The sequence below is a fragment of the Pseudomonas sp. NPDC089741 genome, assembly GCF_044748825.1.
Taxonomy (GTDB): Bacteria; Pseudomonadota; Gammaproteobacteria; order Pseudomonadales; family Pseudomonadaceae; genus Aquipseudomonas; species Aquipseudomonas helmanticensis.
This window is the reverse complement of the sequence record NZ_JBIVGT010000011.1, coordinates 95,530-114,851: the sequence shown is the minus strand read 5'-3', so window position 1 is coordinate 114,851 and position 19,322 is coordinate 95,530. Positions and strand designations below refer to the sequence as shown.

Below are 19,322 nucleotides of genomic sequence, written 5' to 3'. Positions count from 1 at the left end.
TCGTCCTGGCGGGAGTCCGTTGGGGAGTCGGATGGTATCGCAGCCGTCCCGGTCGGCCAAGTCGCCTTTTGCGTAAGAAAGCACTATAGACGATGAGAATATTAACGGTTTTCACGGGGTTTTCAGCCTCTCGACGAGGGCCGTCGCCAGTTGTGCGGTCAGGCCGTACACCGACAACTGCGGGTTGGCGCCGATGCTGGTGGGAAACAGCGAGCCGTCATGAATCGACAGATTACTCAGTTGATGATGACGGCCGAGGCTGTCGGTGACCGCGGTTTTCGGCTCTTCGCCCATCGCACAGCCACCCATGACGTGGGCGCTGCCGAGCCGCGTGCGGTACAACTCGAGGCTCAGACCATCGATCAGCGTGCGGGCCTCAGCCAAGGTTTTCACATAGCGGGCGTCAGCATGCATCGGCATAACCGCTTGCGCGCCGCCGGCAAACTGGATCTCGGCCATGACGTGAAAGGCCCGACGCAGACCCTCCCAGGCGTAAGACGACACTTGATAGTCGAGCACCGGCGAACCGTCGCCGCGCAACTCGACCGCGCCACCGCTGCTGTCCGGGTGGAAACCGTCGCGCAGCAACGCCAGCATCGCGTGGGTGTGCGGCAGGTCGCCCATGTGTTGCGCGCTCTCCTGGCCAAAACCGCCAAGCAAAGTCGCCGCCAGCGCAGGATGCAGCGGCGGTACTTCGAGTTTGAACGCCATTGGCCCGGTGGTGCCGTCCTTCCATTGGAAGTGGTCCGAGTAGATTGACTGCGGCGCGCCGTAAAACGGATTGACCACCTCATCAAAACGCGCGGCGGACATGTTCACCGGGTGCAGAAAGGTGCGTTTGCCAAGGTTTTTATGCGGGTCCGGTGCGTCGGAACGCAGCAGCAGTGCCGGGCTGTTGATGCCGCCGCCAGCCAGCACGTAATGCCGCGCCTTGACGGTAATGGTGCGCCCGGTAGTTTCGACGCAGCGTTCATCCATCGCCACGCAATGCAGGCCGGAAACCTTGTCGCCGCTGATCAGCAGTTTTTCCACACGTGCCAGATAAAGCAGTTCGCCGCCCTTTTCCAGGGTGGCCGGAATGGTCGTCACCATCATCGACTGCTTGGCATTGGTCGGGCAGCCCATGCCGCAATAGCCGAGGTTCCAGCAGCCGCGCACGTTGCGCGGGATCACGTGCCAGCTGTAGCCGAGTTGCTCGCAGCCCTTTCGGATCACGTCGTTGTTGGCGTTCGGCGGCACCATCCATGGGGCGACGCCGAGGCGCTGTTCCATTTTCTCGAACCATGGCGCCATCTCGGCGACGCTGTGACCTTTGACGTTGTGTTCTTTGGCCCAGTGCTCGAGCGTCGGCTCGGGCGTGCGAAAGCTCGATGTCCAGTTGATCAACGTCGTGCCGCCGACCGCGCGACCCTGCAGGATGGTGATCGCGCCGTCCTTGCTCATGCGGCCGATGCCTTCCTGATAAAGGCTGCTGTAGGCCTGGTCTTCGAGCATCTTGAAATCGGAGCTGGTTTTCAGCGGGCCTTCTTCGATCAGCAGCACCTTGTAGCCGGCGGCACTGAGGATTTCGGCGGTGGTGCCACCGCCGGCGCCGCTGCCGATGATGGCGACATCGGCTTCAAGCGTCAGGTCGTCGGTCAGTTGCGCGCCGTTGAAGGTTTTCCAGCCTCGGGCGAGGCCTTCGCGGAAGGGGTCGGGTACGGGCATCGGTCAGGTTCTCTTGTTTTTGTTGTTTTTGCGGGCCCCTTCGCCAGGCCCGCTCCCACAGAGGAATGCGTTTCAAAATGTGGGAGCGGGCTTGCTCGCGAAAGGCGCGGCGCTGATTTCAGACGGTAGGTGGGCCCGGATAGCCGCAATGCCCCCACGATTCCGCGCGCGTGTACCAGGCCATCAGCACCATTTGCTGCAGTGAGCTGTGCCCCATTTTCAACAAACTCAATGAGCTGTTTTCCCAGCGATCGAGGAAGTTGCGCATTGCCTCGGCACTAGCGTTTTCCCAACTGCCCCAGATCCCGGTCAGCGGCCCGCGCGTCACGGCCATAGCTAGCACGTCGAACAATTGGCGGGTGAGCTTGAGCATCTCCGGCGACAGGTGATCGAGGCTGTAGTCCAGCGACTTGAGCGTGCCATCCACCGCCGTCGGCATTTTCTCGGCGGCCACGGCGCCGTCGAGCATCACCGGAATCAGTGCGCGCAGAAACAGCAGATCGCCGTCGCGCAACGAGACGAAGCCATTGGCCGCGACGCTGGATGAGCAGCCACTGAGGCTGGCGCCGAGGCCAGCGGTGGCGAGAAATGCCGTGGCGCCGAGGCTGAATTTCAGCAGGCCACGGCGCGACAGGGCAGGTGTTTCGGTCAGGCTTGGGTGCATTGTTTTTATAACCCGGCAGTGACAGATATCTAGCGAATGAACAGCTTCTGGATCAGCTTCTGAATGGATTTGCCGTAAGGCGGATAAATCAGTCTGGCTGCGTTGAAGCGTTGTTTGATCAGCACGCCTTTGGCCTTGCTGAATGTCAGGAAGCCTTCGTGCCCGTGGTAATGGCCCATGCCGGACGGGCCGATACCACCGAACGGCATGTCGTCCTGCGCCACGTGCAGCAGCGTGTCGTTCAGGCACACGCCGCCGGAGTGGGTTTCGTGCAGCACGCGGTTCTGTTCGCGTTTGTCGTAGCCGAAGTAGTAAAGAGCCAGAGGCCTTGGCCGCTGATTGATGTAGGCAAATGCCTGCTCCAGATCCTGGTACGGCACGATCGGCAGCAACGGGCCGAAGATTTCGTCCTGCATCACCGTCATCTCGTCGCTGACATTCAGCAGCACGCTGTGCGGCATGCGGCGGCCCTGACCTTGATCGAACAGCGGAATCAGCAGCGCGCCTTTGCTGGTCGCATCGCTGATGTAGCCATTGAGTCGAGCCAATTGGCGCTCGTTGATGATCGCCGTGTAGTCCGGGTTGTCGGCAAGGGTTGGATAGAAACCCTGCACGGCCTGGCGATAGGCTTCGACGAAGCCGCCGACGCGGTCTTCCGGCACCAATACGTAATCGGGGGCGACACAGGTTTGCCCGGCATTGAGGGTTTTGCCGAAGGCGATGCGCTCGGCGGCATCCTTCAATGGCACGTCGCGGGAGACGATGGCCGGGGATTTGCCGCCCAGTTCGAGGGTCACCGGCGTGAGGTTTTCCGCTGCGGCGCGCATCACATGTTTGCCGACACTGGTGGAGCCGGTGAACAGCAAGTGATCGAACGGCAGGCGGGAAAACGCCACGCCGATGTCGGCCTCGCCGAGCACTACGCAGACCAGATCTTCGGGGAAGATTTTTGCCAGCAATTCCTTGAGCAGCAGGCCGGTGGCCGGCGTCGATTCACTGAGCTTGAGCATTACCCGGTTGCCCGCCGCCAATGCGCCGACCAGCGGCCCGACAGCCAGATACAACGGGTAATTCCACGGGACGATGACGCCGACTACGCCCAGCGGCTGATACACGACTTTCGCCGAAGCCGGCTGGAACGCGACGCCAACCTTGCGCCGCGAGGCCTTCATCCAGCCTTTGAGGTGGCGGCTGGCGTAATGAATGCCGTGCAGGCTCGGCATCAGTTCGGCGAGCAGGGTTTCGTCGGCGCTGCGATGGCTGAAATCCGCGCTGATGGCGTCGATCAGAGCCTGGCGCTCGTTGCTCAGCACATCGCGCAAAGCCTTCAGCCATTGCTGGCGCTGGGCCGCAGGAGGCATCGGGTTGACGGCGTAAGCAGCCCGTTGCGCTTTGAACTGCCGATTGAGCTCTTCCAGTGGCTGTTGCAGCGTTTGCAGGTAGGCAATATCGGCAGTCATCGTAGGCTCCGGATTTATTGTAGTGATGAACTTTTTAGAGTCTATGCTCTATAAAGTCAAATGACTTCCGTGCGCAGCTTTGTTTTATCCATTTCCGGATAGGTCGTAAGATGCCCTTCATCGCACTCTGAATTAAAGCTCAAGCCATGGCCCCACGAATAAAAACCAGCGAGCGCATCGTGCAGAACAGCCTCGAGCTGTTCAATCAACAGGGCGAGCGCAGCATCAGCACCAACCACATCGCCGCGCACATGGAGATTTCTCCGGGCAACCTGTACTACCACTTCCCCAACAAGCAGGCGATCATCGCCGTGCTGTTCAGTGAGTACGAGGCCTTGGTGGACAGCTTCCTGCGCCCGCCGCAGGGGCGTGCCGCGACGGTTGAAGACAAGCGTTTCTATCTCAAGGAACTGCTCTCGGCGATGTGGGGTTACCGCTTTCTGCACCGCGACCTTGAACATCTGCTCGACAGCGATCCGGAACTGGCCGCGCGTTATCGGCGCTTCTCGCAGCGCTGCGTGATTCAGGGCGCCGCGATCTACGAAGGCTTTGTTGCCGCCGGAATCCTCAAGATGGACCGTGTGCAGATTGAATCCCTGACGCTCAACGCCTGGATCATCCTGACCTCGTGGGTGCGTTTCCTCTGCACCACCCGTGAAAATTCCAACCACCTCAGCGAGCAAGCGGTTAAACGCGGCGTGTATCAGGTGTTGGTGCTCGAAGCCGGGTTTGTCACCGATGAGGCGCGCGACCAGGTCAACGCCCTGTTCGACGAGTTCTATGTCCCCCTGGCCCAGGCCCTCGAAGACGTGAAATAAACCGTTCTGTTGAAATCCCACAGGAGCCCGTTATGCCGATTGCGCAGTTGATCAGCCCGCAAGCACTGGATGCCCGCAAGGAACAGCCCGGGTTGCTGATTCTCGATTGTCGTTTTGCCCTCGAAGATCCGGATTACGGCCAGCGCAGCTACGCCGAAGGGCACATTGCCGGGGCGAACTTCGCCGACCTTGAGCGTGACCTCAGCGGCAACGTGGTCAAAGGCGTGACGGGTCGTCATCCGCTGCCCGAACCGGCAGCATTGATCGAGCGCCTGCAAGCCTGGGGCATCAACCACGACAGCGAAGTGGTTCTGTATGACGACGGCCCGGGCGCCTATGCGGCGCGGGCGTGGTGGTTGCTCGCCTGGCTGGGCAAGCGAGACGGAGTGTTCATCCTCGATGGCGGGCTCAAGGCCTGGCACGCGGCGGGTTTGCCGCTGAGTCTGGATGCGCCGACGGTTGTGCGTGGCAACTTCAGTGGTCAGCCAGATAAGGCTTTGCTGCTCAGCGCCGGGCAATTGCAACAGCGCCTCGGCCAGCCGACGCTGACGCTGATCGACGCCCGAGCCTTGCCGCGCTTCAAAGGGGAAGTGGAGCCGATAGACCCGGTAGCCGGGCATATACCCGGTGCGCAGTGCGCGGCATTCACCGACAACCTTGGCAGCGACGGGCGATTCCTTCCGGCTGATCAGCTGAAACAACGCTTTGCGGCGAAACTGGGTGGGCGTTCGCCGTCCGATCTGGTGGCGTATTGCGGCTCCGGGGTGACGGCGTGTCACAACCTGTTTGCGTTGTGCCTGGCAGGTTATCCGTTGGGTTCGTTGTATGCGGGGTCGTGGAGTGAGTGGATCAATGAGCCTTCGCGCGGTATTGCCACCGGCGAATAAGAGCGAAAGATCGCAGCCTGCGGCAGCTCCTACATGGAATGCATTCTCCTGTAGGAGCTGCCGCAGGCTGCGATCTTTCAGCTTTCCAGACGGGCACTGCGGTAGGCGGCGGGTCCGACGCCATAAGCCTGCTTGAACTGTCGGCTCAAATGGCTCTGATCGGCAAAACCCAATTGCGTGGCGACCTCCACCGGCAGGCAGCCGTGCTGCAACAGCGCCCGTGCCTGGGCGATGCGTTGCTGCATTAGCCAGGTGTGCGGCGGCATGCCGGTCGCGCGGCGAAACACGCGGGCAAAATGGAACGGCGACAGATTGACCGCTGCGGCCAATTCTTCCAGCGACGGCGGCGCTGCCAGGTGCGTATGTAGCAGGTCCTTGGCGATCAGCACCGCGCGGTGCTCCTTGCCGGGGTTGCCGATTTCTCGTACCGCCGCGTGACGCTGCAACAGCAACAACATCATCTCGCGCCAGACCGTTTGTTGTTGCAGCGCACTGGCCGGGCTTTCGAGCAAGCGGTGCAGTTGTGCAAAGCCGCTGACCAGATCCGGGTCGCGGTACAGCGTGGCGCCGAACGCTGGCAGATTGCTGGTGGACAGTTCCAGCTCATCCAGCAGTGAAACAATCTTGCCGGTCTCCGGATAAAACGCCCGGTACAGCCAGCCATCCTCAGTGCCTTTGTGCCCGGTGTGCAATTCGTCCGGATTGATCAGCACCAGCGTGCCGCTGCCGGCCAGATGCTCGGCGCCGCGATAACGGTAGCGCTGGGCGCCGGCCATAATCATGCCGATCACAAAACCGTCGTGCACATGCGGGGCGAAGCGATGCTCGATGTAGCGTGCCGACAACAATTCGACACCGGCCAGCGGCGCGGTTTGCCAGAATCGGATCGACTCGCCCTGATCGTTCATGCGGACACGCTGGCCAGCCATTGCGGGATACGGCGTTCGAGGTAGTAGCCGGGCTGGCGCACTGAGCCGTCGACAAATCCGACGTGCCCGCCGCGAGCCTGCAATTCAAATGCGGTCGAGGTCGACAGTTCTTCAGCCTGGGGCAAGCTGTGCGGGAACACGAACGGATCGTCTGCCGCTTGAATGATCAGGGTCGGCGTGCGGATCTCGCCGAGGAAGTAGCGGCTCGATGCGCGACGGTAATAATCCTCGGCATCGTTGAAACCATGCAGCGGCGCCGTCACCCGGCCATCGAAATCCCAGAACGTACGCATGTTTTTCAGCGAGCCGAGGGCTGCCAGTGCTGCGAGCCCGTCCTCACGTCCGTCGTGCTGGAACTGCCGTTGCTTGTTCTTGATGTAGGCGACCATCTCGCGCATGAAGTGCGCCTGATAGACCTTGGAAAATCCCTGGCCGATCCGGTCGGCGCATTGATCGAGCCGAAACGGCACCGACACCGCGACTGCACCGAGCACGCCACTGGCGCTGCCGGTTTCACCCAGATGCTTGAGCAGCACATTGCCGCCGAGGGAATAACCGACGGCGTACAACGGCGCCAACGGGCGTTTCGCGCGCAGGTGCTTGATGGTTTCGGCGAGGTCTTCGCTGGCGCCGGAGTGGTAGCTGCGCGGTAACAGGTTGGGTTCGCCGGAGCAGCCGCGCCAGTTCAGCGCAACGCTGGCCCAGCCTTGGTCGGCCAAGGCTTTTTGCACGCCAGCGACGTAAGGCGAGTTGGAAGAGCCGGTCAGCCCGTGTAACACCAGCACCAACGGCGCATCGGCGGTGTGCGGGCCGTGCCAGTCGAGATCGAGGAAGTCGCCATCCTCAAGCCACAGGCGCTCGCGCTCACGCTGGATATGCACGGTTTTGCGCCACAGCGGCCCCCACAAGGTTTGCAGGTGCGGATTGCTGAGGCCGAAGGCGGGGATGAAACGTTCTGAAGAGGCGGACACGATGGTTCTCGATGCAGCGCGGCGACCCTGTGGGAAGGGCCGCCGCTTATTCAGACCGGTCGATTAACCGGCGATCTCTGCCGTACGTTGCCACAGCGCGTAGTAAACCCGACCGGATTTCTGTTCGCGGTGCAGGCGCCAGTTGCCCGGCAGGCCCAGCGTCGACGGCGCGGTTTCGCTTTCAGTGTAGATCCACGACTCGGGCGCCAGCCATTGACGTTCTTCCAGCAGGGCGCAAACCACCGGCAGCAGGTTCTGGTTGAACGGCGGGTCGAGGAACACCAGGTCGTACGCGCTGGCGGTCTGGGTTTCCAGATAACGCAGGGCGTCAGCAGTTTGCACCTGGCCGTTGGTGCAGCGCAGCGTGCCGAGGTGTTCTTTCAGGCTGGACACCGCGATGTTGCTGGAGTCCAGCGCCTGACCCATGGCCGCGCCACGGGACAGCGCTTCGAGAAACAGCGCGCCGCTGCCGGCGAACGGATCAAGCACCTTGGCCCCTTCAACGTACGGCGCGAGCCAGTTGAACAGGGTTTCACGCACGCGATCCGGCGTCGGGCGCAGGCCCGGTGCATCGGGGAAGCTCAGCTTGCGACTGCGCCATTGGCCGCCAATGATGCGCAACTGGTTCACACCGTTGTGGACGTTATGCGCAGGCTTTTTAGGGGGACGAGTTGCCATTAATGCTCCGGAACCCCGAGCGGTTGCTCGGCAGGTTTATCAGATGGGGCCGGTAACGGCTTTTGCGGCACGGTCGGGCCAGCGGTGACGATGACCATTTTGTCCGTGCTCAAATGTTTGTTCAGGGCGTCGCGGACTTGTTCCACGGTCAGGCTTTGCGACTGACGCATGAAGTCGTCCAGATAGCTCAGCGGCAGATTATAGAAGCCCATCGCGCCGAGTTGGCCGACGATATCGGCATTGCTCGCGGTGGACAGCGGGAAGCTGCCGGCGAGCTCGCGTTTGGCGTCGTCGAGTTCTTTCTGTGTCGGCCCGGTTTTCAGATACTCGGCGAGTACGTCCTGCACCAGTTTCAGGGTGCCTTCACTCATTTCTGCGCGGGTCTGCAGATTGATCATGAACGGGCCGCGCGCCTGCATCGGGCTGAAACCCGAATACACGCCGTAAGTCAGGCCGCGTTTCTCGCGCACTTCACTCATCAGGCGTGTGCCGAAACCGCCGCCACCGAGGATCTGGTTGCCCATCGACAGCGCGGCGTAATCCGGATCGTCACGGTCGATGCCCAGTTGCGCGAGCAGCAGGTTGGTTTGCTTCGACGGAAACTCGATGTGATTGACGCTGGCTTGCGGTTCCTGCGGTTGCGCGATCTTCGCCAGCGCCGGGCCTTTGGGCAGCGCAGAGGAGACCTGATTGGCAATCGCCTCGGCTTCTGCGCGAGACAGATCACCGACCAGCGCGATCACCACGTTGCCAGCGGCGTAGGCCTTGGCGTGGAACTCACGCAATTGCGCGAGGGTGATCTTCGGCACGCTTTGCGGATTGCCGTCGCTCGAATGCGCGTACGGGTGATCGCCGTACAGACGCTTCATCAGCTCGAGGCTGGCGAGTTTGCCGGGGTTCTGTTTCTGGTATTCGAAACCGGCGAGCATCTGGTTCTTGATGCGCGCGAACGAGTCGGCCGGGAAGGTCGGTTTGCCGATGACTTCCGAGAACAGCTTCAGCGCCGGTTCACGTTTATCGGCAGCACTCAGGCTGCGCAGCGAAGCCAGCGCCATGTCCTTGAAAGCACCGTTGCCGAAATCCGCACCCAGACCTTCAAAACCCTGCGCGATGGCGCCGACGTCTTTGCCGGCGACACCTTCGTTGAGCATCGCGTTGGTCAGCACTGCCAGACCCGACGCGCTGCCGTCCTGGCTGCTGCCGGCGGCGAAAATCAGGCGCATGTCGAACATCGGCAGTTCATGGGCTTCGACGAACAGCACCTTGGCGCCTTCGGCGGTGCTCCAGGTTTGCACATCAAGCTTGCGGCTGGCCGGGGCCTTGCCGTCGAGTTCGGCCAGCGATTGCAGCTTCTGCTGGGTTTTGGCGTTGTCGAGGGCTTCGCTGGCCTTGCTGTCAGCGCTTGGCGACAGATAGAGAGCGGTCGAGCCGATCACCGCAATGGCGATCAGGCCGAGCAGCATCAAACGAGGGGTTTTGCGCTCACTCATGAGTCGTCTCCAGTGGCAGGACGTGGGCGACGCTGAGACGTTCGCGGGTGAAATACAGCTTGGCGGCGTTCTGGATGTCTTGCGGAGTCACGCTTTCCAGATCGGCGAGTTCGGTGTCCATCAGCTTCCACGACAGGCCGACCGTTTCCAATTGGCCGATCGCCGTGGCCTGACTGGTGATCGAATCACGTTCGAAGACCAGACCGGCGATCACTTGCGCACGCACGCGTTCCAGTTCTTCAGCGGACGGCGCGGTGGTTTTCAGCTGTTTCAGCAGTTTCCACAAACCAGCCTCGGCTTGCGCCATGGTCTTTTTCTTCTGCGTATTGGGCGTTGCCGACAGGGTGAACAGGCTGTCGCCACGGGTGTAGGCGTCGTAGTTCGAGGAGCCGCCGGAGACCAGCTCTTCGCCGCGCTCCAGTTGTGTCGGGATGCGACCGCTGTAACCGCCGTCGAGCAGTGCCGAGATCAGGCGCAGGGCGTTGACCGAGCGCTTGTCTTCAGCGGTGGCGATGCTTGGCACGTTGAAACCGAGCATCAGGCTAGGCAGTTGCGTCTGCACGTGCAGGGTGATCTGGCGTTCGCCGGGTTCGGCCAGTTCCAGCGGTATTTTTGCGGGCGGCACATCGCGCTTGGCGATCGGGCCGAAATAGCGTTGGGCGAGGGTTTTCACTTCGTCCGGGGTGACGTCGCCCACCACCACCAGCGTGGCGTTGTTCGGCACGTACCAGGATTGGTACCAGTGGCGCAGCTCTTCGACCTTCATGCGGTCGAGGTCAGCCATCCAGCCGATGGTCGGCGTGTGGTAGCCGCTGGCCGGGTAGGCCATGGCCTTGTAGCGCTCGTAAGCCTTGGACATCGGCTTGTCATCGGTGCGCAAACGGCGCTCTTCCTTGATGACTTCGATTTCCTTGGCGAACTCGTCGGCCGGCAGGCGCAGGTTAGCCATGCGGTCGGCTTCCAGTTCAAACGCCACGCCCAGACGGTCGCGGGCCAGCACCTGGTAATAAGCGGTGAAGTCGTCGCTGGTGAAGGCGTTCTCTTCGGCGCCCAGATCGCGCAGGATCAGCGACGCTTCGCCGGGTCCGACTTTCTCGCTGCCCTTGAACATCATGTGCTCAAGCGCGTGAGACAGACCGGTCTGGCCCGGGGTTTCGTAGCTGGAACCGACCTTGTACCAGACCTGCGAGACCACCACCGGCGCGCGATGATCTTCGCGCACGACGACCTTGAGGCCGTTGTCGAGGGTGAATTCGTGAGTCGGTTGCGGGTCGGCCGCCAGGGCCGAAAGGGGCAGGCAGACTGTGCTGAGCAGCAGGCCTGCGGCGCGGCGGGCTAGAGCATTCATTCGTTTTTTAACCTGTTGGGCTGCCCGCTTGGTCTTAGCCTAGGCGGGCGAGGAGGTGCTAGGATACTGATCCGTTTTACTGGCGGCCACGCCTATCAAGCCACTGATCGGTCGATAGGTTGTATGGGTTCCCGGCAGAAGCTTTGAGTTTGTCAGCTAAACTCTGCGTTTTCGCCGACGATGCCGTTCCAGTCCTTCGTATTAATCGACCTTTGAGGTGCCTGTGGCGCCTCGACAAAATGTTGCGCGTGAACAAGCTGGATGAAACACAGTCTGTTCTGCATCGAATATTTATTTGCCGGGGCGCCCTTATGGCGCGTCGCTACCGTGAGATAGCCGTCCTCCATGTTTGGTTCCAACGACGACAAGAAGACCCCAGCTGCGGCTGGCGAGAAGAAAAGCCTGTTCGGATGGCTGCGTAAGAAACCGCAGGAACCCGTCGTCGAACAGCCGCCCGCGATTCCCGAGCCTGCGCCGGAACCTGCTCCGGTAATAGAAGAAGAGCCGGCACCGATTGTGCTGCCGCTTGCCGAGCCGGTGTTGCAACCGGTTGAGCCCGAGCCTGCGCCTGAAGCGCCTGTGGCGGCTGAATTGCCGCTGACTCCGGCAGCCGCGCCGTGGCTGACATTGCCGGTGGCCGAAGAGCCGGTGGCACTGGTTGAAGAGGCTGCGCCGCACATCACGCCAGTGATTCCTGCGCCTGCGTTCGTGGCCGAAGTCGCTCCCGCAGTTGCAGGTGTAGTTGAGCCGATTGTTGAGCCTGCGCCGGTTGCTGCAGCACCTGTTATTGCAGAACCTGTAGTCGCTGAAACTATCGTTCCCGAGCCTGTTACTCCAGTAGTTGTCGCCCCTGTTGCCCCGGTCATTCAACAGCCTGCACCTGCACCTGTCGCCGCTACGCCAGTTGTGCCGGTCGAAGTGCTCGCTGAAGCGCCCGTCGAAGCCCCGCGCACCGAAGAATCCAAAGCCGGTTTCTTCGCCCGCCTGAAACAAGGCCTGTCGAAAACCAGCGCCAGCATCGGCGAGGGCATGGCCAGCCTGTTCCTCGGCCGCAAAACCATCGACGACGATCTGCTTGATGACCTCGAAACCCGTCTGCTCACCGCCGACGTGGGTGTCGAAGCCACCACGCAGATCATCCAGCGCCTGACCCAGAAGGTTGCTCGTAAGGAATTGGCCGACGCCGACGCCCTGTACAAATCCCTGCAAGCCGAACTGGCCGCGATGCTCAAACCGGTCGAACAACCGCTGAAAATCGTCTCGCAGAACAAGCCATTCGTGATTCTGGTGGTTGGCGTCAACGGCGCTGGCAAGACCACCACCATCGGCAAACTGGCGAAGAAGCTGCAACTGGAAGGCAAGAAAGTCATGCTCGCCGCCGGTGACACCTTCCGCGCCGCCGCCGTGGAGCAATTGCAGGTCTGGGGTGAGCGCAACAAGATCCCGGTGATTGCCCAGCACACTGGCGCCGACTCGGCTTCGGTGATCTTCGACGCCGTGCAGGCCGCCAAGGCCCGTGGCATCGACGTGTTGATCGCCGACACCGCCGGTCGTCTGCACACCAAAGACAACCTGATGGAAGAACTGAAAAAGGTTCGCCGGGTGATCGGCAAGCTCGACGCCGACGCACCGCACGAAGTGCTGTTGGTGCTCGACGCCGGTACTGGCCAGAACGCCATCAACCAGGCCAAGCAATTCAACCAGACCGTCGAACTGACCGGCCTGGCGCTGACCAAGCTCGACGGCACGGCCAAGGGCGGGGTGATCTTCGCCCTGGCCAAGCAATTCGGCCTGCCGATCCGCTACATCGGCGTCGGTGAAGGCATCGACGATTTGCGTACCTTTGAAGCCGAACCCTTTGTCCAGGCACTGTTTGCCGAGCGGGAGCGTTCATGATTCGTTTCGAACAGGTCGGTAAGCGCTACCCGAACGGTCACGTCGGCTTGCATGAGCTGAGCTTTCGAGTCCGTCGTGGCGAGTTCTTGTTTGTCACCGGTCACTCCGGCGCCGGTAAATCCACCTTGTTGCGCCTGCTGCTGGCGATGGAACGTCCGACCAGCGGCAAACTGCTGCTGGCCGGGCAAGACCTGAGCACCATCAGCAACGCGCAGATTCCGTTCCTGCGCCGGCAGATCGGCGTGGTGTTCCAGAACCACCAGTTGCTGTTCGATCGCACGGTGTTCAACAACGTCGCGTTGCCGCTGCAGATTCTCGGGCTGTCCAAGGCCGAAATCGCCAAGCGCGTCGATTCGGCGCTGGAGCGCGTGGCGCTGTCGGATAAAACCGATCTGTACCCGGGCGACTTGTCCACCGGTCAGCAACAGCGCGTCGGCATTGCCCGCGCCATCGTCCACCGTCCGGCCTTGCTGCTGGCGGACGAACCGACCGGTAACCTCGACCCGCGTCTGGCGGCCGAGATCATGGGCGTGTTCGAAGACATCAACCGTCTCGGCACCAGCGTGCTGATCGCCAGTCACGACCTCGCACTGATCGCGCGCATGCGCCATCGCATGCTGACCCTGCAACGTGGCCGCTTGATCGGCGACGGGGAGGCCGGCGTATGAGTGCGACACGCAGTCCGAAGGTTTCCGAGCGCGTGGCCCCGAAAGCCGCCGATCCGCAGCCACCGAAGAAGAAAAAACACGACGATGACGACGGCCCGGACTTCGCCACGCTGTTCCGTGCATGGATCGAAAGCCATCGCGCCAGCCTGCTCGACAGCCTGCGTCGTCTCGGCAAACAACCGATCGGCAGTTTCTTCACCTGCATGGTGATGGCTGTGGCGCTGAGCTTGCCGATGGGCTTGTCACTGCTGCTCAACAATGTCGAGCGCCTCGGCGGCTCCTGGCAGCGTGCGGCGCAGATTTCGCTGTATCTGCAACTCGACGCCAGCCCGCAGCAGGGTGAAGCGTTGCGCGAACAGATCAAAGGCATGCCCGGCGTAGCTGACGCTGAATATGTCGGTCGCGATCAGGCGCTGGAAGAGTTCCAGCAGCAGTCAGGCCTGGGCGAAGCCCTGCGCGAGCTGCCGGAGAACCCGTTGCCGGGCGTGGTGCTGGTCACCCCGAACGAAGTCGACAAGCCGACGCTGGAAGCATTAAGACAAAAACTTTCCGAGCTGCCGAAGGTACAACAGGCGCAACTTGATCTAGTCTGGGTCGAGCGTCTGGCCGCCATCCTCAAGCTTGGCGATCGTTTTGTCTTCGGTCTGACGGTGTTGCTGGTTTCTGCATTACTTTTGGTGATAGGCAATACCATTCGTCTTCATATTGAAAACCGCCGCACCGAGATAGAAGTGATTAAACTCGTCGGCGGCACTGACAGCTATGTGCGGCGTCCTTTCCTTTATATGGGCGCGTTGTATGGCTTCGGTGCAGGGCTACTGTCCTGGGGTCTGTTGGCATTTGGCTTGAACTGGCTGAACGATGCAGTGGTTGGGCTGGCCGGCTTGTACGGCAGTGATTTCGCTCTGGCCGGAGTGCCAGTTGCCGACGGTCTGTCGCTCTTGCTTGGCGCGGTGCTGTTGGGTTATATCGGTGCATGGATTGCAGTCGCACGCCATCTCAGGGAGCTGGCGCCGAAGTAGAATCTTTTTTTGCGCGTGATTGGCCTTGCGGTTTTTTTGGGAACTTGTACTTGAATTCCCGGTCAATTTTTCGCAGTGCCGAGAGGCACGAGTATGTAAGTGGGAGGTTTTTTCGTATGACCAATTCTTTGCAGCCTGCGTATGCGTTGGTTCCGGGTGCGAACCTGGAAGCTTACGTGCACACCGTCAACAGCATTCCATTGCTGACGCCGGAGCAGGAGCGTGAACTGGCCGAGAGTCTCTACTATGAGCAGGATTTGGGGGCGGCTCGGCAGATGGTGCTCGCCCACCTGCGTTTTGTCGTACATATCGCCCGTAGCTATTCCGGCTACGGTCTGGCTCAGGCTGACCTGATCCAGGAAGGTAACGTCGGCCTGATGAAGGCCGTGAAGCGTTTCAACCCGGAAATGGGTGTGCGTCTGGTGTCGTTCGCCGTGCACTGGATCAAGGCGGAAATTCACGAGTTCATCCTGCGCAACTGGCGCATTGTGAAAGTCGCGACCACCAAGGCCCAGCGCAAGCTGTTCTTCAACCTGCGCAGCCAGAAGAAACGCCTGGCGTGGCTGAACAACGAGGAAGTCCACCGTGTGGCGGAAAGCCTCGGCGTCGAGCCGCGGGAAGTGCGCGAGATGGAAAGTCGTCTGACCGGCCATGACATGGCCTTCGACCCGGCTGCTGAAGCCGACGACGACAGCGCTTTCCAGTCGCCGGCCAACTATCTGGAAGACCACCGGTATGATCCGGCCCGTCAACTGGAAGATGCCGACTGGAGCGACAACTCCAACCACAACCTGCACGAAGCGCTGGAAGTGCTGGACGAACGTAGCCGCGACATCCTCTACCAGCGTTGGTTGGCAGAAGAAAAAGCCACGCTGCACGACCTGGCGCAGAAGTACAACGTGTCGGCCGAGCGGATCCGTCAGCTCGAGAAGAGCGCGATGAACAAGCTCAAGTTGTCGATCGCCGCATAACCGGCGAGCAGGCAATAAAAAACGCCCCGATCAGCGATGATCGGGGCGTTTTTGTTGGAAGATCAAAAGATCGCAGCCTGCGGCAACTCCTACAGGTGGCCGCATTCCCATGTAGGAGCTGCCGCAGGCTGCGATCTTTTGCTGTTAAATCACTGCGACCAAGGTGCCCGCCGCGAATCGTTGAGCCCCAGCAAATAACTGTCACCACCTAACTGACTCATCTGCTGCCGAATCCACCCGGCCCGGCGCGAAACATAAGCGGTCGGGTGGCTGGCACTCCAGACACGCGGATTGGGCAACACAGCCGCCAGATAACTCGCCTGCTGGCGTGACAACGACTTCGCGCTCACGCCAAAGTGATGGCGGGCCGCGGCTTCGGCCCCAAACACTCCGTCATCCCACTCGACGCTGTTCAGGTACACCTCAAGAATCCGCTGCTTGGGCCAGAACACCTCGATCAGCGCGGTAAACCAGGCTTCGAGGCCTTTGCGCAGATAGCTGCGACCGGCCCAGAGAAACAGGTTCTTCGACACTTGCTGGCTCAAAGTGCTGGCGCCGCGAATCGAGCCGCCTAGTTCGTTATGGGCAAGCGCTGCCTGGATCGCACTGAAGTCAAAACCCCAGTGCTCGGGAAACTTCTGATCCTCGCCAGCCATGACCGCGACCTTGAGGTCGTCGGAGATTTCGTCCCACGGCTTCCATGTGCGTTGCAGGTCAATCGGCTCGCCGTCGACCCAGGATTCGACCTTGCGTTCGACCATCAGCGCCGTGCCCGGCGGCGGCACGAAGCGAAACACCAGCACCAGCAAGACGCTGCCACCCGCGAACCAGAGCAGGGCCTTCGTGAGACGACGGAAAATAGTACGCAGCATAGAGATGGCTTGGCCGAACCCGTGGAGCGGGCCATTATACAGACCCTGCCGATCGAGACTGACTGGAGTTCCCCATGCTGCGTGGCTTTTTGATGCTGGCCGCTTTTTTCGGTTTCACCGGTGTGGCGCTGGGCGCATTTGCCGCCCACGGCCTGAAAAACCGCCTGACCCCCGAATACCTGACGATTTTCCATACCGGCGTTACCTATCAGTTGGTACACACGCTGGCGCTGTTCGGCGTCGCGCTGCTGGCCACGCACGTTCAGGGGCGACTGGTGACCTGGGCTGGCGTGTCGTTCACCGTCGGCATCCTGTTGTTCTCGGGCAGCCTGTATGTGCTGACCACCACCGGTATCAGCAAACTCGGGATCATCACTCCGTTCGGTGGCCTGGCATTCCTGATCGGCTGGCTATGCCTGGGCCTCGCCGCCTGGCGCCTGGCGCCTGGCCTGATCTGAAACTGTTCCCGCCTGGCGCCTGGCGCCTGGCCTGATCTGAAACTGTTCCCGCCTGGCGCCTGATCTGATCTAACTGTTCCCGGTAGGAGCCGCCTGCGGCAGCTCCTACAGTTGGCCGCGTAGACAGGCATTTGCGCGGAGCAAGCGCTTTCAAGACGAATGGCTTGGGTCAGCCTGACTGATCGGGCTAGAATGCCAGCCCCTAAAAATGATGGCGGCATTGCGCATGCGCATTCAGTTGAACGGTGAATCCCTTGAACTGCCCGACGGCGAGACCGTTGCGGCCCTGATCACCCGTCTGGAACTGACCGGACGCCGGGTGGCAGTCGAACTCAATCTGGATATCGTCCCGCGCAGCCAGCATGCCGACACCACGCTCAACGACGGTGACAACGTCGAAGTCGTGCACGCCATCGGCGGCGGCTAGTCGGGCGGCCCGCAAGGGCACAGAATTCTGCAAGACCCTCACCCCTAAAGAGGATTCCCCATGAGCATCGTTCGTAGCGACAAGCCTTTTGTGCTGGCCGGTCGTACTTACCAGTCGCGTTTGCTGGTCGGTACCGGCAAGTACCGTGACATGGAAGAAACCCGCCAGGCCATCGAAGCCTCGGGTGCCGAGATCGTCACCTTCGCCGTGCGCCGCACCAACCTCGGTCAGATCGAAGGCGAGCCGAACCTGCTCGACGTGCTGTCGCCGGATCGCTACACCTTCCTGCCCAACACCGCCGGTTGCTACGACGCCATCGAAGCCGTGCGCACCTGCCGCCTGGCCCGTGAGCTGCTCGATGGCCACAACCTGGTGAAGCTGGAAGTGCTGGCTGACCAGAAGACCCTGTTCCCCAATGTCATCGAAACCCTCAAGGCCGCGGAAACGCTGGTCAAGGAAGGTTTCGACGTGATGGTCTACACCAGCGATGACCCGATCATCGCCCGTCAGCTGGCGGAAATCGGCTGCATCGCGGTGATGCCGCTGGCCGGTCTGATCGGTTCCGGCCTGGGGATCTGCAACCCGTACAACCTGCAGATCATCCTCGAAGAAGCGAAAATCCCTGTGTTGGTCGATGCCGGTGTCGGCACTGCGTCCGACGCAACCATCGCCATGGAACTGGGTTGCGATGCGGTGCTGATGAACTCGGCCATCGCTCACGCCCAGCAACCGGTGATGATGGCTGAAGCCATGAAACACGCCATCGTTGCAGGCCGTCTAGCCTACCTCGCTGGCCGTATGCCGAAAAAACTCTATGCCAGCGCCTCTTCGCCGCTGGATGGTCTGATCAAGTAAGAGCCATTGATGACTGAATCGAACGACACGCCTATCCAGACGGAAGAAGGCGACGAGCGCCAACACCGCCGCATCAAGAGTTTCGTGATGCGCGCCGGGCGCATGACCGAAGGCCAGCAAAAAGGTCTGGATCAGGGCACGCCGCTGTTCGTCCTGCCGCTGGCCGACGCGCCGGTGGATTACGATCAGGTGTTCGGCCGTTCGGCACCGCGCTCGCTGGAGATCGGTTTCGGCATGGGCCACTCGCTGCTGGAAATGGCTGCGGCGGCACCGGATCAGGATTTCATTGGCGTTGAGGTTCACCGTCCGGGTGTCGGCGCGCTGCTCAATGGCGTGCTGACGCAAGGTCTGACCAACCTGCGGGTCTACGATTGCGACGCGATCGAAGTGCTCAACCGCTGCATCGCCGACAACAGCCTCGATCGCCTGATGCTGTTTTTCCCGGATCCGTGGCACAAGAGCCGTCACCACAAGCGTCGTATCGTTCAGGCCTCGTTCGCTGAACTGGTGCGCAGCAAGTTGAAGGTTGGCGGCATTCTGCACATGGCCACCGACTGGGAACCGTATGCCGAATACATGCTGGAAGTGATGAACGTCGCCCCGGGCTACCGCAACCTCGCCGAAGACGGCAAGTGCGTGCCACGCCCGGCCGAACGCCCGATCACCAAGTTCGAACGCCGCGGCGAACGTCTTGGCCATGGCGTCTGGGACCTGAAGTTCGAAAAACTCGCTTAAACATCACGCTATGATCGTTCCCACGCTCTGCGTGGGAATGCTGCCCGGGACGCTCTGCGTCCCACAGCGGACGCAGAGCGTCCATTGAGGCATTCCCACGCGGAGCATGGGAACGATCAAAACAGTTTTTTCTTGGGGTTAGCGGCGGTCGGCGACTACGCCGATGAGGACGAGGACTACCAACAACACTGGCGCCAGGCTGTAGTTGTTGAATTGGCTCAAGCCCTTGATCACCCACGGCGTGGCGTAGATCAGTGCTGCGCCGCTGCCGATCACGCACAGCAGCGACATCAGCGGTATGCGCAAAGCGCCGGCGATGCTGCCCAGGCGTTGCTCGACCCAGCCTTTGAAGTCGGCGCCGAACAGCACCAGCAGGCAGCCGACCAGCGCCAGGGCGATTTCCGAGAGGTTGCTGCGGCTCCAGCGGGATACGGTGGCGAGCAGGTCGAGTATCAAATCCATGCGT

Annotated in this window: 21 protein-coding genes; 10 read left to right on the top strand and 11 right to left on the bottom strand. The window is 61.3% G+C overall.

Annotated features, from left to right (window positions below; genetic code table 11):
* Positions 1-111: 111 nt before the first annotated feature.
* The 3 genes from ACIPZE_RS13845 to ACIPZE_RS13835 all read right to left on the bottom strand — a co-directional run bounded on the left by ACIPZE_RS13845 (position 112) and on the right by ACIPZE_RS13835 (position 3,831).
* Positions 112-1,707: a GMC family oxidoreductase N-terminal domain-containing protein gene (locus ACIPZE_RS13845; RefSeq protein ID WP_400773307.1), complete on the bottom strand. Its 1,596-nt coding sequence runs from the start codon at positions 1,705-1,707 to the stop codon at positions 112-114.
* Between the two features lie 118 nt (positions 1,708-1,825).
* Complete coding sequence (locus ACIPZE_RS13840) at positions 1,826-2,371, bottom strand: twin-arginine translocation pathway signal protein (RefSeq protein ID WP_400773305.1); 546 nt, start codon at positions 2,369-2,371, stop codon at positions 1,826-1,828.
* A gap of 29 nt (positions 2,372-2,400) precedes the next feature.
* Complete coding sequence (locus ACIPZE_RS13835) at positions 2,401-3,831, bottom strand: coniferyl aldehyde dehydrogenase (RefSeq protein WP_400773304.1); 1,431 nt, start codon at positions 3,829-3,831, stop codon at positions 2,401-2,403.
* 146 nt (positions 3,832-3,977) lie between these two features.
* Between ACIPZE_RS13835 and ACIPZE_RS13830 the strand changes: the two genes are divergently transcribed.
* Positions 3,978-4,649 carry a TetR/AcrR family transcriptional regulator gene (locus ACIPZE_RS13830; RefSeq protein WP_129395919.1) on the top strand — a complete coding sequence of 224 codons (672 nt, stop codon included), beginning with the start codon at positions 3,978-3,980 and terminating at the stop codon, positions 4,647-4,649.
* A gap of 32 nt (positions 4,650-4,681) precedes the next feature.
* Entirely contained in the window at positions 4,682-5,536 is an 855-nt protein-coding gene (locus tag ACIPZE_RS13825) for a sulfurtransferase (RefSeq protein ID WP_400773302.1), read from the top strand.
* 77 nt (positions 5,537-5,613) lie between these two features.
* Here the strand turns inward: ACIPZE_RS13825 and ACIPZE_RS13820 are convergent, their stop codons facing one another.
* The 6 genes from ACIPZE_RS13820 to ACIPZE_RS13795 form a co-directional block, all read right to left on the bottom strand.
* Positions 5,614-6,444: an AraC family ligand binding domain-containing protein gene (locus ACIPZE_RS13820; protein ID WP_400773300.1), complete on the bottom strand. Its 831-nt coding sequence runs from the start codon at positions 6,442-6,444 to the stop codon at positions 5,614-5,616.
* A complete protein-coding gene (locus tag ACIPZE_RS13815; RefSeq protein WP_400773298.1) occupies positions 6,441-7,436 on the bottom strand; it encodes a hydrolase in 996 nt (331 codons plus the stop codon). Before ACIPZE_RS13815 ends, ACIPZE_RS13820 begins: the two co-directional genes overlap by 4 nt.
* 63 nt (positions 7,437-7,499) lie before the next feature.
* The gene (gene rsmD / locus ACIPZE_RS13810; protein ID WP_400773296.1) at positions 7,500-8,114 is read right to left on the bottom strand and encodes a 16S rRNA (guanine(966)-N(2))-methyltransferase RsmD; all 615 of its coding nucleotides are present in this window, start codon (positions 8,112-8,114) and stop codon (positions 7,500-7,502) included.
* Entirely contained in the window at positions 8,114-9,604 is a 1,491-nt protein-coding gene (locus ACIPZE_RS13805) for a pitrilysin family protein (RefSeq protein ID WP_283438465.1), read from the bottom strand. The genes rsmD and ACIPZE_RS13805 overlap by 1 nt, the downstream gene beginning before the upstream one ends.
* Complete coding sequence (locus ACIPZE_RS13800) at positions 9,597-10,952, bottom strand: pitrilysin family protein (protein ID WP_283438466.1); 1,356 nt, start codon at positions 10,950-10,952, stop codon at positions 9,597-9,599. The genes ACIPZE_RS13805 and ACIPZE_RS13800 overlap by 8 nt, the downstream gene beginning before the upstream one ends.
* A gap of 152 nt (positions 10,953-11,104) precedes the next feature.
* A complete protein-coding gene (locus tag ACIPZE_RS13795) occupies positions 11,105-11,299 on the bottom strand; it encodes a hypothetical protein (RefSeq protein WP_025112092.1) in 195 nt (64 codons plus the stop codon).
* Here ACIPZE_RS13795 and ftsY point away from each other — a divergent pair.
* From ftsY to rpoH, 4 genes are all read left to right on the top strand, one after another.
* Positions 11,298-12,848 carry a signal recognition particle-docking protein FtsY gene (ftsY, locus tag ACIPZE_RS13790; RefSeq protein WP_400773294.1) on the top strand — a complete coding sequence of 517 codons (1,551 nt, stop codon included), beginning with the start codon at positions 11,298-11,300 and terminating at the stop codon, positions 12,846-12,848. The two genes, ACIPZE_RS13795 and ftsY, sit on opposite strands and share 2 nt — an antisense overlap.
* Entirely contained in the window at positions 12,845-13,516 is a 672-nt protein-coding gene (gene ftsE, locus ACIPZE_RS13785) for a cell division ATP-binding protein FtsE (RefSeq protein WP_003229148.1), read from the top strand. The genes ftsY and ftsE overlap by 4 nt, the downstream gene beginning before the upstream one ends.
* Positions 13,513-14,538: a permease-like cell division protein FtsX gene (ftsX, locus tag ACIPZE_RS13780; RefSeq protein ID WP_283438468.1), complete on the top strand. Its 1,026-nt coding sequence runs from the start codon at positions 13,513-13,515 to the stop codon at positions 14,536-14,538. The genes ftsE and ftsX overlap by 4 nt, the downstream gene beginning before the upstream one ends.
* Positions 14,539-14,654: 116 nt before the next feature.
* The gene (gene rpoH, locus ACIPZE_RS13775; RefSeq protein WP_003229146.1) at positions 14,655-15,509 is read left to right on the top strand and encodes an RNA polymerase sigma factor RpoH; all 855 of its coding nucleotides are present in this window, start codon (positions 14,655-14,657) and stop codon (positions 15,507-15,509) included.
* A 149-nt stretch (positions 15,510-15,658) separates the two neighbouring features.
* On the opposite strand, the gene mtgA is transcribed toward rpoH, so the two are convergent.
* Positions 15,659-16,381, bottom strand: a complete 723-nt coding sequence (gene mtgA / locus ACIPZE_RS13770) for a monofunctional biosynthetic peptidoglycan transglycosylase (protein WP_283438469.1) — start codon at positions 16,379-16,381, stop codon at positions 15,659-15,661.
* A 74-nt stretch (positions 16,382-16,455) separates the two neighbouring features.
* On the opposite strand from mtgA, the gene ACIPZE_RS13765 reads away from it, so the two are divergent.
* The 4 genes from ACIPZE_RS13765 (at position 16,456) to trmB (ending at position 18,856) form a co-directional block, all read left to right on the top strand.
* Positions 16,456-16,839, top strand: coding sequence for a DUF423 domain-containing protein (locus ACIPZE_RS13765; protein ID WP_400773293.1), 384 nt, complete (start codon positions 16,456-16,458; stop codon positions 16,837-16,839).
* A 226-nt stretch (positions 16,840-17,065) separates the two neighbouring features.
* Positions 17,066-17,266, top strand: coding sequence for a sulfur carrier protein ThiS (gene thiS, locus ACIPZE_RS13760; protein WP_122604433.1), 201 nt, complete (start codon positions 17,066-17,068; stop codon positions 17,264-17,266).
* Positions 17,267-17,326: 60 nt separating this feature from the next.
* Positions 17,327-18,121, top strand: a complete 795-nt coding sequence (locus ACIPZE_RS13755; protein ID WP_129395908.1) for a thiazole synthase — start codon at positions 17,327-17,329, stop codon at positions 18,119-18,121.
* Positions 18,122-18,130: 9 nt separating this feature from the next.
* Positions 18,131-18,856, top strand: a complete 726-nt coding sequence (gene trmB / locus ACIPZE_RS13750) for a tRNA (guanosine(46)-N7)-methyltransferase TrmB (protein WP_283438471.1) — start codon at positions 18,131-18,133, stop codon at positions 18,854-18,856.
* A gap of 138 nt (positions 18,857-18,994) precedes the next feature.
* On the opposite strand, the gene ACIPZE_RS13745 is transcribed toward trmB, so the two are convergent.
* The gene (locus ACIPZE_RS13745; protein ID WP_034153666.1) at positions 18,995-19,318 is read right to left on the bottom strand and encodes a DUF3392 domain-containing protein; all 324 of its coding nucleotides are present in this window, start codon (positions 19,316-19,318) and stop codon (positions 18,995-18,997) included.
* Positions 19,319-19,322 lie beyond the last annotated feature (4 nt).

Bases quoted from the DNA above. Each gene is read 5' to 3' on its own strand.
- ftsY (WP_400773294.1), top strand. From the start codon at position 11,298: ATGTTTGGTTCCAACGACGACAAGAAGACCCCAGCTGCGGCTGGCGAG.
- ACIPZE_RS13765 (WP_400773293.1), top strand. From the start codon at position 16,456: ATGCTGCGTGGCTTTTTGATGCTGGCCGCTTTTTTCGGTTTCACCGGT.
- ACIPZE_RS13845 (WP_400773307.1), bottom strand. From the start codon at position 1,707: ATGCCCGTACCCGACCCCTTCCGCGAAGGCCTCGCCCGAGGCTGGAAA.
- ACIPZE_RS13840 (WP_400773305.1), bottom strand. From the start codon at position 2,371: ATGCACCCAAGCCTGACCGAAACACCTGCCCTGTCGCGCCGTGGCCTG.
- ACIPZE_RS13820 (WP_400773300.1), bottom strand. From the start codon at position 6,444: ATGAACGATCAGGGCGAGTCGATCCGATTCTGGCAAACCGCGCCGCTG.
- ACIPZE_RS13830 (WP_129395919.1), top strand. From the start codon at position 3,978: ATGGCCCCACGAATAAAAACCAGCGAGCGCATCGTGCAGAACAGCCTC.
- ACIPZE_RS13755 (WP_129395908.1), top strand. From the start codon at position 17,327: ATGAGCATCGTTCGTAGCGACAAGCCTTTTGTGCTGGCCGGTCGTACT.
- ftsX (WP_283438468.1), top strand. From the start codon at position 13,513: ATGAGTGCGACACGCAGTCCGAAGGTTTCCGAGCGCGTGGCCCCGAAA.
- ACIPZE_RS13800 (WP_283438466.1), bottom strand. From the start codon at position 10,952: ATGAATGCTCTAGCCCGCCGCGCCGCAGGCCTGCTGCTCAGCACAGTC.
- ACIPZE_RS13835 (WP_400773304.1), bottom strand. From the start codon at position 3,831: ATGACTGCCGATATTGCCTACCTGCAAACGCTGCAACAGCCACTGGAA.
- mtgA (WP_283438469.1), bottom strand. From the start codon at position 16,381: ATGCTGCGTACTATTTTCCGTCGTCTCACGAAGGCCCTGCTCTGGTTC.
- ACIPZE_RS13745 (WP_034153666.1), bottom strand. From the start codon at position 19,318: ATGGATTTGATACTCGACCTGCTCGCCACCGTATCCCGCTGGAGCCGC.
- rpoH (WP_003229146.1), top strand. From the start codon at position 14,655: ATGACCAATTCTTTGCAGCCTGCGTATGCGTTGGTTCCGGGTGCGAAC.
- ACIPZE_RS13795 (WP_025112092.1), bottom strand. From the start codon at position 11,299: ATGGAGGACGGCTATCTCACGGTAGCGACGCGCCATAAGGGCGCCCCG.
- rsmD (WP_400773296.1), bottom strand. From the start codon at position 8,114: ATGGCAACTCGTCCCCCTAAAAAGCCTGCGCATAACGTCCACAACGGT.
- thiS (WP_122604433.1), top strand. From the start codon at position 17,066: ATGCGCATTCAGTTGAACGGTGAATCCCTTGAACTGCCCGACGGCGAG.
- ACIPZE_RS13805 (WP_283438465.1), bottom strand. From the start codon at position 9,604: ATGAGTGAGCGCAAAACCCCTCGTTTGATGCTGCTCGGCCTGATCGCC.
- ftsE (WP_003229148.1), top strand. From the start codon at position 12,845: ATGATTCGTTTCGAACAGGTCGGTAAGCGCTACCCGAACGGTCACGTC.
- ACIPZE_RS13825 (WP_400773302.1), top strand. From the start codon at position 4,682: ATGCCGATTGCGCAGTTGATCAGCCCGCAAGCACTGGATGCCCGCAAG.
- trmB (WP_283438471.1), top strand. From the start codon at position 18,131: ATGACTGAATCGAACGACACGCCTATCCAGACGGAAGAAGGCGACGAG.